This window comes from Bradyrhizobium sp. USDA 10063 (genome assembly GCF_054063735.1).
Genome location: NZ_JBSSGP010000002.1, coordinates 1,724,859 through 1,738,746, shown reverse-complemented (window position 1 = coordinate 1,738,746; position 13,888 = coordinate 1,724,859). Strand labels below are relative to the sequence as shown.

General features: G+C 59.8%; 14 protein-coding genes, 1 tRNA gene and 1 pseudogene. 13 read left to right on the top strand and 3 right to left on the bottom strand.

The window, feature by feature from the left end; genetic code table 11:
- The first annotated feature begins 177 nt into the window (after positions 1-177).
- Positions 178-1,647: a MocR-like pyridoxine biosynthesis transcription factor PdxR gene (pdxR, locus tag ACVJGD_RS10465; protein ID WP_456634277.1), complete on the top strand. Its 1,470-nt coding sequence runs from the start codon at positions 178-180 to the stop codon at positions 1,645-1,647.
- A gap of 331 nt (positions 1,648-1,978) precedes the next feature.
- Here pdxR and ACVJGD_RS10460 read toward each other — a convergent pair.
- Positions 1,979-2,124: transfer RNA gene (locus tag ACVJGD_RS10460), tRNA-Ser, on the bottom strand.
- Positions 2,125-2,127: 3 nt separating this feature from the next.
- Between ACVJGD_RS10460 and ACVJGD_RS10455 the strand changes: the two are divergent.
- From ACVJGD_RS10455 to ACVJGD_RS10425, 7 genes and pseudogenes are all read left to right on the top strand, one after another.
- Positions 2,128-3,421 (top strand): annotated as a pseudogene (locus ACVJGD_RS10455) (tyrosine-type recombinase/integrase).
- A gap of 210 nt (positions 3,422-3,631) precedes the next feature.
- The gene (locus ACVJGD_RS10450; protein ID WP_456634276.1) at positions 3,632-3,832 is read left to right on the top strand and encodes a DNA-binding protein; all 201 of its coding nucleotides are present in this window, start codon (positions 3,632-3,634) and stop codon (positions 3,830-3,832) included.
- Between the two features lie 136 nt (positions 3,833-3,968).
- Entirely contained in the window at positions 3,969-4,565 is a 597-nt protein-coding gene (locus tag ACVJGD_RS10445; protein ID WP_456634275.1) for a hypothetical protein, read from the top strand.
- A complete protein-coding gene (locus ACVJGD_RS10440) occupies positions 4,562-5,677 on the top strand; it encodes an AAA family ATPase (protein WP_456634274.1) in 1,116 nt (371 codons plus the stop codon). Before ACVJGD_RS10445 ends, ACVJGD_RS10440 begins: the two co-directional genes overlap by 4 nt.
- Positions 5,678-5,813: 136 nt before the next feature.
- Positions 5,814-6,095 (top strand): hypothetical protein, encoded by a 282-nt coding sequence (locus ACVJGD_RS10435; RefSeq protein ID WP_456634273.1) that lies wholly within the window; start codon positions 5,814-5,816, stop codon positions 6,093-6,095.
- A 144-nt stretch (positions 6,096-6,239) separates the two neighbouring features.
- Positions 6,240-6,950 carry a hypothetical protein gene (locus ACVJGD_RS10430; protein ID WP_456634272.1) on the top strand — a complete coding sequence of 237 codons (711 nt, stop codon included), beginning with the start codon at positions 6,240-6,242 and terminating at the stop codon, positions 6,948-6,950.
- Positions 6,947-8,206, top strand: a complete 1,260-nt coding sequence (locus ACVJGD_RS10425; RefSeq protein WP_456634271.1) for a DNA-packaging protein — start codon at positions 6,947-6,949, stop codon at positions 8,204-8,206. The genes ACVJGD_RS10430 and ACVJGD_RS10425 overlap by 4 nt, the downstream gene beginning before the upstream one ends.
- A gap of 345 nt (positions 8,207-8,551) precedes the next feature.
- Here the strand turns inward: ACVJGD_RS10425 and ACVJGD_RS10420 are convergent, their stop codons facing one another.
- On the bottom strand, positions 8,552-8,857 hold the full coding sequence (locus ACVJGD_RS10420; RefSeq protein WP_456634270.1) for a hypothetical protein: 306 nt from the start codon (positions 8,855-8,857) through the stop codon (positions 8,552-8,554).
- Positions 8,858-8,886: 29 nt separating this feature from the next.
- Positions 8,887-9,348: a hypothetical protein gene (locus tag ACVJGD_RS10415; protein WP_456634269.1), complete on the bottom strand. Its 462-nt coding sequence runs from the start codon at positions 9,346-9,348 to the stop codon at positions 8,887-8,889.
- Between the two features lie 184 nt (positions 9,349-9,532).
- Here ACVJGD_RS10415 and ACVJGD_RS10410 point away from each other — a divergent pair, with 184 nt between their 5' ends.
- The 5 genes from ACVJGD_RS10410 to ACVJGD_RS10390 all read left to right on the top strand — a co-directional run bounded on the left by ACVJGD_RS10410 (position 9,533) and on the right by ACVJGD_RS10390 (position 13,843).
- Complete coding sequence (locus ACVJGD_RS10410) at positions 9,533-9,817, top strand: helix-turn-helix transcriptional regulator (RefSeq protein ID WP_456634268.1); 285 nt, start codon at positions 9,533-9,535, stop codon at positions 9,815-9,817.
- A 24-nt stretch (positions 9,818-9,841) separates the two neighbouring features.
- Positions 9,842-10,228: a hypothetical protein gene (locus ACVJGD_RS10405; RefSeq protein ID WP_456634267.1), complete on the top strand. Its 387-nt coding sequence runs from the start codon at positions 9,842-9,844 to the stop codon at positions 10,226-10,228.
- Positions 10,229-10,285: 57 nt separating this feature from the next.
- Complete coding sequence (locus ACVJGD_RS10400; protein WP_456634266.1) at positions 10,286-11,128, top strand: hypothetical protein; 843 nt, start codon at positions 10,286-10,288, stop codon at positions 11,126-11,128.
- A 67-nt stretch (positions 11,129-11,195) separates the two neighbouring features.
- A complete protein-coding gene (locus ACVJGD_RS10395; protein WP_456634265.1) occupies positions 11,196-11,549 on the top strand; it encodes a hypothetical protein in 354 nt (117 codons plus the stop codon).
- A gap of 26 nt (positions 11,550-11,575) precedes the next feature.
- Complete coding sequence (locus ACVJGD_RS10390; protein ID WP_456634264.1) at positions 11,576-13,843, top strand: phage tail length tape measure family protein; 2,268 nt, start codon at positions 11,576-11,578, stop codon at positions 13,841-13,843.
- The last annotated feature ends 45 nt before the right edge of the window (positions 13,844-13,888 follow it).

Here is a 13,888-nt window from a genome sequence, read left to right as displayed (position 1 = left end):
CTCATGATTTGGGGCGCTCCGCGCTGCGGCTCGAAAGAACGAGCCGTTTAGGTTTCCTTGTTGTCCGAAACAGAATAGGACATAGTGGTCTGATACAAAGACCCACTTCGCCTCCATGAGGCATACCACTTACTTTCTCTTGATCCGAATCGGGCGGCAGCAGTTTTCGAGGATACAGTGAAGAGCAGACAAAGCTGGTCGGAGCTTTATTCGTTCGACGTGGACCGCGCGACAGACGTGCCGCTGTTCCACCAGATATATCTTCAGTTTCGATCGGCCATCCTGTCAGGAGCGCTTCGTCCCGCAACCAGGCTGCCCTCGACGCGCGAACTGGCGACGCGGCTCGGTGTTTCGCGGTCGGCGGTGGTCTCGGCCTTCGAACAGCTTCTTGCCGAGGGCTATGCGTTCGGCAAGAAGGGCGCAGGGACCTTCGTGGCTTCCGAGCTTCCTGAACCTTTCAAGCGCACTCATGGCCGCCGGAAGCGGCCGGCGGCGGCCGCCAAACCGGCGGCTTCTTTTGGAGATCACGGCGGCTTCGTTGACGTGACGGCGCAACGCGACGAACGCCCCTTCAATCTGGGGCGCACATTGGTGGATGCACGAACGGCCGAAGTGTGGCGTAAGCTCAGCGCGCGCACGCTGCGGTTCTTTGGGCGGCACCACCTCGGCTATGGTGACCCGCAGGGCATGCCGGAGTTGCGCAAATCCGTCTGCGACTATCTTCAGGCCGCACGTGGCGTGCGATGCGAGCCCGACCAGGTCGTAATCACGGCGGGCACCCAGCAGGCTGTCGATATCGTTGCCCGTGTCATGCAAGGTCCGGGCAAGGAAGTCTGGGTTGAAGATCCGGGTTACTCATTGACCCGTCTTGCACTGGTCGCGGCAGGGGCGAAGGTTTGTCCGATACCGGTCGACCGGCATGGTATCAACGTTACCGAAGGCATCCGTCGCGCTGCAAAAGCGCGCGCCGTTTTCATAACGTCCTCGCACCAGTTTCCGACAGGTGTTCCCTTATCGATGGCGCGCCGCCTCGAACTTCTTGCCTGGGCGCGAGAGTCGGGAGCCTGGATCGTCGAAGACGACTACGCCAGTGAATTCCGGTACAGCGGCCGGCCACTCGCTTCGCTTCAGGGCCTCGATGAGGCCGGGAGTGTCATTTATGTTGGGACCCTCAACAAGGCGCTCTTTCCAGGACTTCGGCTCGGTTACGCCGTGGCGCCTCGTTCGCTGCTGCGCGCCTTCGTCACCACGCGCTATCTGATGGACCGCCAACCGTCGAGCCTTTGCCAGGCGATCGTCGCCGCCTTCATGGAAGAAGGACACTTCGCCGCTCATATCCGCAGAATGCGAGAGGCATACCGCAACCAGCGGGACGCGCTGGTCGCCGCGCTCAGTCGGCGGCTGGGCGACCATTTGACGGTGGAGGCGCCGGACCAGGGCATGCATCTGGTGGCCTACACTCGACCAGGGTTGTCGGACGTTGCGATCGAGCGGCGCGCGAGAGAACATGGCGTCGTGGTTCGTGCCATGAGCCGGCTGTATCTTGAGGCACAGCCAAAATCGGCGCTGATGCTGGGTTTCAGCGGTTATCCGCAGCAGATCATTGCGCCAGCGATTGCCCGGCTGGCTCGGGCATTTGAACGATAGGCATTCGTCGCGCCATCATGTCTCCATCGGGTCATTCGCGTCGATATTGACAAGTCCGCCCTGTCGTTCGCTATCGACAATACCCGACCTTCCCGACCGAGAGCTGGGGCGCGGATCTCGACCGATTAGGAAGGCAAGATAAAAGCGACGGTGTCGCTCCGGGCCGTCGGGGTCATAAGTGTCTGTTTGCACATTGTTTTGAATGGCACCGTAACGGCACCGTGCAAAACGCCTTCGCATCATGGGCTCGAAAAGCGTGCTGCTTCGCACGCTCGTCGCCGCATCAAGCGGAAAAACGGCAGGTTTTGGAGTGCCCAGTTTTGTACCGAAATGGCGCGCTCGGAGAGATTCGAACTCCCGACCCTCGGAATCGAAATCCGATAGTAAGTATTGATTTTATTGAATAATTATCTCGCATATTGCGCCTTTGTTGCGCCTGATGTATTCTATCTGCCTCTACTGAACTCTACGGGGCGCCACATGTCGGTTCGAACTCACACCTGGACCACCAAAAGCGGCGAGAAGCGCCAGAGCTATCTGGTCCAATACTCGACACCTGAGCTGGACAGCCGGGGCAAGCGGCGCCGACATGTGAAATTCTTCCAGCGAAAGAAGGACGCGCACGCCTTTCATGCACAGGTCCGGGTCGACGTGGCCAAGGGCGTGCACGTACCCCATTCGAAAAGCATCACGGTCGCGGAAGCCGGCCAACACTGGTTGGACGCCTGCGGGGATCTGGAACGCACAACCCGCGACGGGTACGAGCAGCACCTTCGGGACCACATCAACCCGTATCTTGGTGCCGTAAAGCTTTCTGCAATGACAGTCGCGATGGTGCGGGATTGGCAGGACAAACTCCGCAAGGGCGTGCCGGCGCTAGGGCAGAGCGAAGCGGAACCGCGATCGGCCGACATGGTCAAGCGTGTCACCGGCGATCTTGGCGCGCTGCTCGCCGATGCCCAAGAGCGCGGGCAGGTGGGTCAGAACGTGGTCCGCAGCCTTAGGGCGGGGCCGCAAGCGTGGCAAGCAGCGCCAGGCGGAGCGGCGGGCGAAGGGTAAGCTAAAGATCGGGGTGGACATTCCGACGCCGGAGGAAATCGACCTGATCTTTAAAGCCGCCGATGGCCGCTGGCGGCCCTTGCTGCTCGTGACCATTCGCTGCGGCTTGCGCGCATCAGAACTGCGTGGCCTCCGTTGGGAAGACATCGATTTCAAGAAAGGCGAACTACACGTTCGCCAGCGGGCAGATGCATTTAATGAGATCGGTCGACCGAAATCGGAAGCAGGCGAGCGGACAATCCCCGTCCCGCCAAAGACGCTGCATGCGCTTCGGGAATGGAAACTGACGTGTCCACGCCATGACACCGGCCGGAAAGACACGCGCGGCGAGTCGATCCGAGAACTGCTGTACGTCTTTCCCAATGGGTCCGGCAACATCGAGAACCACTCGAACATCGTGAAGCGCGGTGTCATCCCGACAATGATTGCCGCCGGCGTGACGGCACCGGTTCTGGACGAGGCAGGCAAGCCGCTCCACGACGATGATGGAAAGCCGGTGCTCACGTCGAAGTATTCAGGAACGCACGCACTGCGCCATTATTTCGCAAGCTGGTGCATCAACCGCGCCCCGGTGGGCTTGGGATTGAACCTTAAAGAAGTGCAGGGACGCATGGGACATTCCAGCATTACGATGACGGCCGATCGCTACGGCCATCTATTTCCGCGCGGTGACGACGCTGCAGAGCTGGCCGCCGCAGAGGGAGCGCACGGTTAGTTGAAATTTAAGGTCGAGTGTAGTAGAGTAGGGTTGTTTCTAGGCTAGTAGTGATTTCGTCTGCCGGAATGGCTGCGATGGGCGTGATGCCCTAGCGATATCGCGAAAACCGAACGACCGGGATGGTCGAGAGCGTTTGGCACAAATTTCGTGCTCGCTTCTCGGCCTTTTTTATTGCCGGTAGGCGAGCGCTCAAATGGAGTACTCGCGATGTCAGTTCAACAGAGTGAAATCCCGACCGCCGGCGAGCAGATCGTATGGGGTGCGGCCGCAATCGCCAAGGTGATCGGTCACACCGAGACCGCGACTTTCGCGATGCTGGAACGGGGAAAGCTCCCTGGCGCTCGTAAAGTAGGACGGCGTTGGGCGTTCAATCCCAAGATCTTTTTCACCAGCTTTGAAACCGCCTAAAACGAAAAACCGCCCGACGGAGAGGATCCGGCGAGCGGCGCATTCGATGTCGTGGCTGACTTTTGAATAGCGCAGTTCGTTTTAAACTTCAAGGAAATTTTTCGTCGGGCTCCACCCCACCATGTTGGAGTCCCCAATGAACATCCATCAATCGCCGCCCACCACCAAGTGGGTGGCCGTCACCGACGAAATTCTCGACCGCCTGCACATTGGCTACTGCCTTTGGATTGATGATCTAACCGAGGTCCGCGAGCGCATGGATGCGCTGCGCGACGCTGCTCGCGAGGGCTGGAAACCATCCGACGAACTGCGCGAGCGGTTGGACGATCTCAACGAGCGCGATGAGTTGTACGCGGCCAAGCACATGGTTGTGGCACGCGCATTCCTCGATGCGGCTGAGGCCGACGTCACCGCGACAAAGCCCAAGCGCGACGCGGCGCATGAGCACTTGAGGACGGTGGTAATTCCTATGCTGAAACACGCTTGGGAAAACGGATGGGAACGGATCGGCCACGGCTTCACGCCTGAAGAGCGTAACGAGCTGACGTGGCTAATTTACTGCAATCCAGAGCTGAAAAGCCTGCGCCGCATCGCTGTGCAGAACACGATTTATTTCTGGAAAAAGCTGGAGAAGTTGCGCTGCCAGTACGAGGCCAACGTTCGCGCACAACTCAAGCCCAACCTCAAGCCCAACCTGGGCATGAAGCGTTTCGGGAAAGGAATTCGTAAGTGACCGCGTTGCCTCTCAAGTTTTTCGATGAATGCAGCAACGAGCCGGCAAAGCCATGGCTGATCAAAGGCGTGCTCGCGCTCGATGAGGATTCATCGTGGTATGGGCCGGCGGGCGGGCTGAAATCTTCCCTGCTGACCGACATTGCCGTGCATGGGGCGGCGGGCCGGAATTGGCGCGGCTTCAAGGCCAAAATGAAATTCGGCACGGTTTACTTTGCACTCGAAAGGGCCGGCCTACAGCGGCGACGGCTGGCGGCATATGCCAAGCGCGACGGTCACGCCGGCTTGCCGATCGCGGTCGCCGATCAGATTATCGACCTGACAGACGAGGCTTGTGTGCAAACCGTCGTCGAGACGATCAAGGCGGCCGAAGAACGATTCGGCATTCTTGTCGGGCTGGTCATATTCGACACGTACGCCAAGGCCGTCGCGGCCGGCGGTGGCGATGAGGACAAGGCGCAGCACGTCAACCTGGTTGCGGCCAATTTGAAACGGATCCACGACCGGCTCGGTCATCCGGTCCACCTTGCAACGATCGGGCACACCGGAAAGGATGAGACGAAAGGCGAGCGCGGTAGCAGCGCCAAGACCGGCCACATCGATCTCGGAGTGCAGATATCCGGTGACAAGGTCAAGACCGCAACGATCACGAAAGCCAACGATCAGGCGGAAGGCGTGCTGACGTCGTTCATGGGCGAGGAAGTTGTGATCGGCGAAGATGAGGACGGCGACGCCCTGACGGCGTTTATCGTCTCGGCTACGCCCGTTCAGGCGCCGCCCGAGCGAGCGTCACGGCTGAGCGACAATCAGGTGAACGCGTTGGACACGCTCAAGTCCGCCATCAAGGAACAAGGTCAAAAAGGCGCGGTCGAGGTCCACACATGGAAAGAGGAGTTGTTCCGGCGCGGCGTGCTGGATCGGGATGCACCGAACCCGCGGGAGCCCTTCAGGCGTCTAAAAGCTGCCTTGATCAAGACAGGGCGCATTGAGGAGAATAACGGCATGGTGCGGTTTACCAGCACGAACGCAATTCCGTCGATCGCCAGTTCTTCCATTGTGCCGGCGGCGGGCGGAAATTCTTCTTTGACCATGCCACCTATTCCAATTCGCTAGTCCGCGTCACGTCCGTCACACCCTATAGGGTGGTGTGACGTGACGGACGGCAATGGACCGTCACATGTGACGCGGTGTGACGGTGATGTGACGGTGTGACGTTCAACGCGTAAGTGAAGTGGAGAAAGTAGACGTTATGAGCGCATTCATTGTGGAATTCTATGACGCAAACAGCGGTGCATTAATTGGATCCGCTGGTGAATCTTCACACTTCGGTGGATCGATGCCGACGGTCGGAGATATCGTGTTCATACCAGAGTCGAAGAAAGATTTTGGACTGCCGCGTGATCCCAGCAAATTCCACGCACACGAGGTGAAGGGTCGTTATTTCTTCCCGACGCTTGATGGAGCGCCGTGCTTGGTAAAGATGACGGTGTTGAAACGTCGCGCAACAGACTTCGAAATGAATCTGCTCTGACAGAAGCAAAGCGATGCGCCTTTCGATTCGCGCCGGCTTTTGCGGTCGATCGCGCATCGTTTCGGTTCGAACTACGGATTTACAATCTGTGGGTCTATGGAAATATGTAAGAGTATCAACTAGTTATTGATTCATGTCGCGCCTATGTTGCGCAAATTTATTTTATGCGGTATGGTACAAAATCGCGCCATCAATTTGCGAGTTTTGTTTTCAGTGAAACGTGGTCCCAAATGCACCGTCTGCGCTCATGATGAGCGTTGGCGGATCGAACTCCTGCGCGCCGGTGGCGCGAGCCTGGATTCGCTAGCCGAAAAGTTCAAGCTGTCGAAAGACGCGATCGGCCGCCACTGGCACAACCACGTCAGTGCCGAGATGAAGGCGTCCTATCTGGTCGGCCCGGCGCAGCTCGCCGACCTGGCGGCCAAGGCGGCCGACGAAGGCGCGTCGGTGCTCGATCACTTCCGCGCCGTCCGCACCATGCTCATGAGCCAACTGGCGGCCACCACAGAAGCCGGTGACGCCCGCGGCGCGGCCATCGTGGCCGGCCAGCTCGTCGGCGTGCTGGAAAAGATCGGCAAGGTCACTGGCGAGATTGCCACGATCGCGCAGGGCACCATCAATATTCAGAACAACGTGGCGATCGTGAACAGCCCGCAGTTCGCCAAGGTGCAGGCGGCTATCCTGCGCGCCCTGGCGCCCCATAGCGCGGCGCGCGCGGCCGTTGTGGAAGCGCTGCGCGAACTCGACGCGGAGACGGCGGGGGAGGTCGTCAGGCAGGGCAGGGCGTCCACCGTGATCGATGCCGTGCCGCTGCTGCCACCCTGTCCCATCCCACTACCGGAGTGCATCCAGTGACCAGCATAGCCGCCGCTCTCGCGAACACTCTGGCCGACGGCGGATGGCGTGCCAAGGCTCGACCCAGCCAGCTACCGCCGGAAGGCGACTGGCTCGGCTGGCTGCTCATGGCAGGCCGCGGGTTCGGGAAGACGTTCTCCGGCGCCGGATGGGTCAACGAGCTGGTCGATACTAGGACCGCCGGCCGGATCGCCCTGGTGGCGCCCACCGCCGCCGACGCGCGCGACACGATGGTGGAGGGACAGAGCGGCTTGTTGCGGATGGCGCCGCCATGGAACCGCCCCCAATACGAGCCGTCCAAGCGCCGGCTGACGTGGCCGAACGGCGCCATCGCGACCACCTTTTCCAGCGAGGAAGCTGACCGCCTCCGCGGCCCCGAGCATGATGCGGCGTGGGCGGACGAGTTGGCCGCCTGGAACGAACCGCAAGCGACCTGGGACATGCTGATGTTCGGCCTGCGACTCGGCAAGCATCCGCGCTGGCTCGTCACGACGACGCCGCGGCCGGTCAAACTGCTGAAAGAGATCCTGGCGCGCGAAGGTCGGGACGTGGTGGTCACGCGTGGGTCGACCTTTGAGAACGAAGCGAATCTGGCGCCGACGTTCCTGGCCGCCGTGCGGCAACGCTACGAGGGGACACGGCTCGGCCGGCAGGAATTGAACGCCGAGTTACTGAGCGACATGCCAGGCGCCCTCTGGCAATTGGATTGGCTCGATCGTGATCGCGTGGCGGCCGTGCCGGAACTGCGGCGCATCGTCGTGGCGATCGACCCCGCTGTTTCGAACAACGAGGGATCTGACGAAACCGGAATCATAGTTGCCGGCGTCACCAAAGATCAGCACGCTTATGTGCTTGAGGATCTGTCGGGCCGATACGCGCCGCACGAGTGGGCCGCCAAGGCGATCAAGGCATACAGGCGGCACAAGGCTGACCGCATCATCGCGGAGGTGAACAACGGCGGCGCCATGGTCGAGGCCACCATTCGGGCGCTGGATCCACTGGTGAGCTTCAAATCAGTGCACGCGAGCCGTGGAAAGGTGGTCCGTGCCGAGCCGATCGCTGCGCTGTACGAGCAACGCAAGGTCCATCATGTCGGCAGCTTCCCGGTGTTGGAAGATCAGATGTGCGCGTTCACGAGCGACTTTGACCGGGCGCGCGTTGGCTATTCACCGGATCGCGTCGATTCGCTCGTATGGGCATTGACTGAGCTGAGCGGGCCGCAGCGCACGAGCAGCAGTTGGGAGTTGCGGATTTAGAGGGGTCCGCAGCGCCCTTAAGGGGAAGGAGTCGAACTGGATCGCACCCGGCAGTAGAGTTTGTGGTACTTCGGCAAATCCCCTTCGGCGAACGACGATGTTCCTTTGTAGTTGAGTTCAAGGCACATCGTGTTGTCTGGTTGCCAACCTGTTTTGTTGCAGACCAAGCGGCGACTCGTGATTTTGGCGTCTCCCTGGTACCCATCGCCAGTCATGCTCGGGCATTCACAAACGGTGCCCCCGGCCGTGTAGACCTTGCCGGCGTAGATGCATTGCCCCTCGTCCGCCAATGTTGCGGCGGTTGATAGGAAAAACATGACCGCCGTTGCGACCCCAAGTTTGAGTTCAATCCTCATCGTCGTCTTTGTTCAGGGGCTCGATTGTGCCCTTACATTGATTGATCTTGTAAGCGCGATTTCCGACTTGCTTGATGTCCAGGCAATCTCGCCAGATGGACTGGATCGCGAGATCGCCCGACATAAATCCCGTCGCCATGCGCATCACCCCGCCCAAGATGGGCATTATTGAAAACATGAGTATCATCGTTCCCACGGTGAAGAATGCGAGCACGAAAGTGTCGACCACCGGGTGCTTTAAATCATGAGCGAGGCGGAAAATGCCGCCCCAAAATCCCTTTGCCTCGTCGCTCACTTGTTCACTTTCCCGACCGGCGGTGGTGACTACCGAAATTGACGTTCAGCGATTGGGCGCTGCAATAATTCGTCGCTATCAGCCTTCGAAATCGCCTCTGATATTCGATTGGTCGAGTACATGATCACCGATATGAACGCACTCGTGAAATAGACAATCGCGGCAAGCACCATATCGATCACGGTCCGACTGTAGACCAGCATGGCGAAGCACACGACCAGTGCAACGAGGCTGACGATGACGGTGAAGAAATCGCCGGACCGGGCGGCGTAAATGAGCGGTGCAATAGCAGTCAAAAAGAAGCAGAGTAATATGGCCACCGCGACGATCGCCGATCCACCGCTTGCGAGCGGTGGCGCGACTTGCCTTAGAAAGGCGTCAACGTCAGGCTTAGGAAGATCGCCGCTGTAGACGAGGAAAATGTACCCGCCGACAAGCGTGCAGATCAGCGCCAAGGCTGCAAATTTTACCGCAAAACGGACGTATTCCATGCGTCGATACTATCGCCGGTTGTGCGAGGTACGGAACCCCGCCGCCGTCGCGATCTTGTGGATATCTGATCCCCAATGAGCGCTAGCTCGCAACACTGACGCGCATTAGTTTTCTATTAATATCTTTGATCTAATCATTGCGACCGTGGCCGAATGTGGCCATTGGGGCCGGGATGGCCGACACTTGACCGGGACGGTCGGGAACGAACGCAACAAGCGCTCGCCCGGCCTTTTTTATTTGCGGCGAGCTTCGAATGAGACCGCCATGTCGCAGACTCTCATTTCCTTTGAAGCCCTCGCATCTAAGGGCATCGATCTTTCGAAGGCGCAGCTTTTGCGCCTAGAGCGCGCAGGCAAGTTTCCGTCGCGCGTCACAATCTCACACGCTCGCATCGCCTGGATCGAATCCGAAATCGATCAATGGATCGCTGCGCGTATTGCCGCGCGTCAGCAAACGGTTGCGGCTTGATCACAGCAACGAGGAAATCGCGCCATGGGCGGCAAATATTACTTCGGAAAACCTGACGCTCGCTATGCGGATCCGCCGGCACCAAAACGTGCCGTCGTCCCCATGCGGGATGTCGCAATTTACGGAGAACTCATGACTGACGTCGAACGTATCAATCGCGGCTTCAATCACGAATTGGTCAGTGCGCAATTGAAATGGGAAATTACGGCCCGCAGCAATGAAGGTCAGGTGCCGGGCTTCGCGGCCGACGTTTACAGGATCCTCGACAAGTACGCGCAGAAAAAGACCAACCTGGCGGCGACCGGCGTGGACGTGAGCGCGATCGATCTATCGAAGGCGCAGGCCGTCATCGACGCAGCGGTTGCAGCGGGTGAGGTCGTGGCGCCGCCTGCCACCGCGACCGCTTCGTAAAATCTCGCGCCGTAGCATCCACAAAAGAGAAATCAGCCGAAAGCAGAGAGTCGAACCGTGAAGAAGAAAGCAGACGACATCCGTAAAAAAGTGAGCGATTCTCTTGCAGTCGCGCGCGCCTCGATCGAAACCTCAAAAGGCAAAATTGCCGAGGTGAAGAAAAACGCGGACGCAGTGAGGAAAAACACGGACCTGACCGAAGTCGGCAAGACCAAGCAACTACAGACGATCAATGCGGGATTGAACGATTTTCAAGTCGGCCCTTTTCGCGTGATTCATCGGGAGCGGCTCAATCTGCGCAGCATCCGAGACAACCTGCAAAAGCAGGTGCTGTCGTTGCCGCCCCTGGACAAGAACGACGCCGTTGGCGCTGCGTTGGACGTTGAGGCGCGAGCCTTCGTTCGGCAGATGGGGAACAAAATCAATTTCGCAGAACTCCCGTCGTCAATCGTCGCGGCGATCGTTCGTGCTCCGGCCATCTTGAGCGGCGTTTCAGAGTTGCAACAGAGGACGTTGCGAGAGCGATTGATCAATGAGGCCGTACCCGAGACGATGAAAGAAATCCGCGAGGCGTCCACGGTACTGGATAAGGCGGAACAGGATTTGAATTTCGTCGAAGCGCAGTTCGCAAGCGAAATTGGCGTGCTGGATCGTGTCGATTTCGCCGGGTGGCGCGCAAGCGCGGTAGAGCCAGTAGAAATCGAGCACAAAGAGGAAATCCTGCGCGAACAGGAGAAGCGCAGGAAGGAAGATCCCGACCTCTCGGTTGAGAAGCTGATGGATCACCTGCGATCCGAGGTATCGGCGGAAAAGCTCGACAAAATTCGCGATGACATCGCGCAAATCGAAGCAGCTCGTCACCGCGGGGACATTGAGTTCATCAAAAAAAGCATGACCTGAAACGATCCGCTTTCGCTCCGTCTACGTCGGCAGAGCGAATATTCTCCACCACACAAAAGGAAATCACGTGTCCGAACCCGTTACCAAATTTTCTCTCGCCCTTGGCTCCAAGTCGATCGAGTTGAACGTTTCCACTGTCGCGGCGAAAACCGTGAGCAACATTTTCGGCGGTTTGTCCGCGGCACATCAGCGGGTGACCGCAATCGATTTGACGTCGATGGCGCAAATCGTCTCGATCGGCCTTGGCAAAAGCCAAATGGAAATCTCATTGGCAGCACTGGCGGGTGCGGCCAAATCGACGAATGAGGTCGAACAGCAGCTTTACGAAGCTGGCGTCGTCGATCTGGCCGAACCACTGCGCGACTATCTCAATCTGTTGGCCAATGGCGGCCGCCCGCCGAAAACCGACGACGAAGCGTAACGGTAATACGCAGAGGGAGCGCGCCGGTGGATATTGCGACGTTAGGTTTGGCCCTGGACTCCCGGCCCATTGTGGCCGGGGTGAAGGCACTCGACGATCTGGCCGCCGCTGCAAAGCCCGCCGCTGCCGGCGTCGACAAGCTCAGTCAAGCTGTAAAACAGTACGGGCAAGAAAGCGGCCGCTCATTCAACAAGCCGGCGAGCGATGCCGCCGCAGGCCTGGACAAGATCACCAAGTCCGGCGGCTTGGCGCGTCACGAACTCATAAATTTGAGCAGGCAATTGCAGGATGTCGGCGTGTCGCTCGCCGGTGGTCAATCGCTTTTCACTGTTTTCGCGCAACAGGGCGCGCAGATTGCCGACATTTACGGTTCGAGCAAGACCGGGACCGTCGGCGGTTCGCTCAAGCAGATCGCCGGCGGCATCGCCAGTGTGTTGACGCCAGCGCGCTTGCTCGTGGGCGGGCTCGGCGCCCTGGCCATCGGCGGCGGGCTCGCGATCAAGAGCCTTGCGGACAGCGGCAAGCAATTCGACGACGTGTCCCGCTCGATCGGTGTCACCACGGATCGACTGCACGCCTTGCAACAGGCGGCCGCATTCAAGGGTATTGGCCAGAATGATTTTTTCAAGGGCATGCAGCAGTTCGGCGCGCAGGTCTACGAGGCCCAACACGCAATGGGCGGCCTTGCCGAAGTCATGGCGGCCAATGGCAAATCGGCCAAGGACACCAACGGATATCTCGAAGCCGCCGCGGATCTGATCAAAAACGCCAGAAGCGACCAGCAACGTCTTGTGTTGCTGCAACAGATGGGCTTGCCCGCAACGATGGATTGGGTGCGGCTCTTGTCGCAGGGCAAGGACGGCATTCGCGCGGCGACCGAAGAGGCGGTCAAATTCAACGCATCGGCTGAAGGCAAGCTCGTCGCGTCTGCCCGCAAATTCGACGACGAGTGGAACAAGGCGACGACGAAGGCCACGAATTACATCAAGGCGTTTGCCCTGAACTCCGCCGACTCGCTCGCCAACATGACGGTTCCACCATGGTTAGCGGTGCTCGCGCTCGGCGGCGCTGGCGCCCTCGGTGGTGCGCTTGCCGGCCCTGTAGGTATGATCGCCGGCGGTGCCGCCGGCATCGGCGTCGGCTTGTATGGGACCGGTGCAAACCTTAGTGGCCAAGGTCAAGCGCCTACGCGCGTCATGATCAACGGCGGGACGACCGCGCCGAAACCGAACGGCGGCACCATCGACAAGGACGCGCTGCAGCGCCAGATTCAACTGGAGCAGCAGCGACTCGGTGTGCTCGGGCAAGTGGTCACAATCGACGAACAGATTCGCGGCAGCGAACTTTCCATCAAGGCCGCGCGGCTGCAACCCGGCAGTCTGATAACCGATGCCGACGTCAAGCGTGTTTCGGATTACGCCAAGCAGACCGCGCTCGGTACTCTCGCGATCCGCCAGCAAGCCGACGCCTTTCGTGTCGACGCTGCCACGGTCGGAATGTCCGTCGGCGCCGCAGCCGAATATGCGGCCGTGCAGCAACGCATTAACACCGAGCTGGCCAAAGGCAATACACTTCGCCCGGACCAACTCGCCGCAATTCAGAAGGAAGCGGGCGCGCTCGGGCAGGCCGCGCAGAACGCGGACAATCTGCGCTTTGCCTACGGCGCCCTGGTCCAAGGCCCAATTCAAACGTTCACGGGAGCCATCGCCAACGGCTCAAAGGCGTGGGACGCGTTCAAACAAGCCGGAGTGAGCGCCCTTAGCTCGATCGCCAGTAGGCTCGCGGACATGGCGTCGCAAAACCTCTGGGGCGCTGCCTTCGGCGGCTCGGGCGGCGGGCTCTTGTCGGGGCTATTCGGTGGCAGCGGTGTATCCGCACAGGCGGCATCGGCAAGCACCCTGGCAAACAACACAGGCGGCGCGTTCTTCGGACCGGGATTCGCCAGCGGTGGCTTCACCGGTTTCGGTGGCAAGTACGAGCCGGCCGGCGTCGTCCACAAGGGCGAATATGTGATGGATGCCGTGAGCACGCGCCGCATCGGTGTGCGCAACCTCGATCGCATGCGCGGCTATGCCGACGGTGGCCTGGTCGACGGTGGCGCAAGGTTCTCGCCGCGAGCGGACGGCGGGGACGGCATGACGGTCCGCACCGGTGACACGAGCATCGTCATTCAAGGCAACGCTGACGAGCGGACGATCGCCATGCTGCGTCAGGAATTGGCGGCGCGCGACGCTGCGCTCCCTGGTCAAGTGGTTGCGGCGGTCAAGAAAGCCAGAGCGGGGCGCTCGCTGTGACTACCGTTACGACCTGGCGCCGTCGATACGCCGAAGACGTGAGCG

What these genes read in the sequence shown, in the direction of transcription:
- ACVJGD_RS10450 (WP_456634276.1), top strand. Translation starts at nt 3,632, where the DNA reads ATGTCAGTTCAACAGAGTGAAATCCCGACCGCCGGCGAGCAGATCGTA.
- ACVJGD_RS10445 (WP_456634275.1), top strand. Translation starts at nt 3,969, where the DNA reads ATGAACATCCATCAATCGCCGCCCACCACCAAGTGGGTGGCCGTCACC.
- ACVJGD_RS10435 (WP_456634273.1), top strand. Translation starts at nt 5,814, where the DNA reads ATGAGCGCATTCATTGTGGAATTCTATGACGCAAACAGCGGTGCATTA.
- ACVJGD_RS10430 (WP_456634272.1), top strand. Translation starts at nt 6,240, where the DNA reads ATGTTGCGCAAATTTATTTTATGCGGTATGGTACAAAATCGCGCCATC.
- ACVJGD_RS10415 (WP_456634269.1), bottom strand. Translation starts at nt 9,348, where the DNA reads ATGGAATACGTCCGTTTTGCGGTAAAATTTGCAGCCTTGGCGCTGATC.
- ACVJGD_RS10405 (WP_456634267.1), top strand. Translation starts at nt 9,842, where the DNA reads ATGGGCGGCAAATATTACTTCGGAAAACCTGACGCTCGCTATGCGGAT.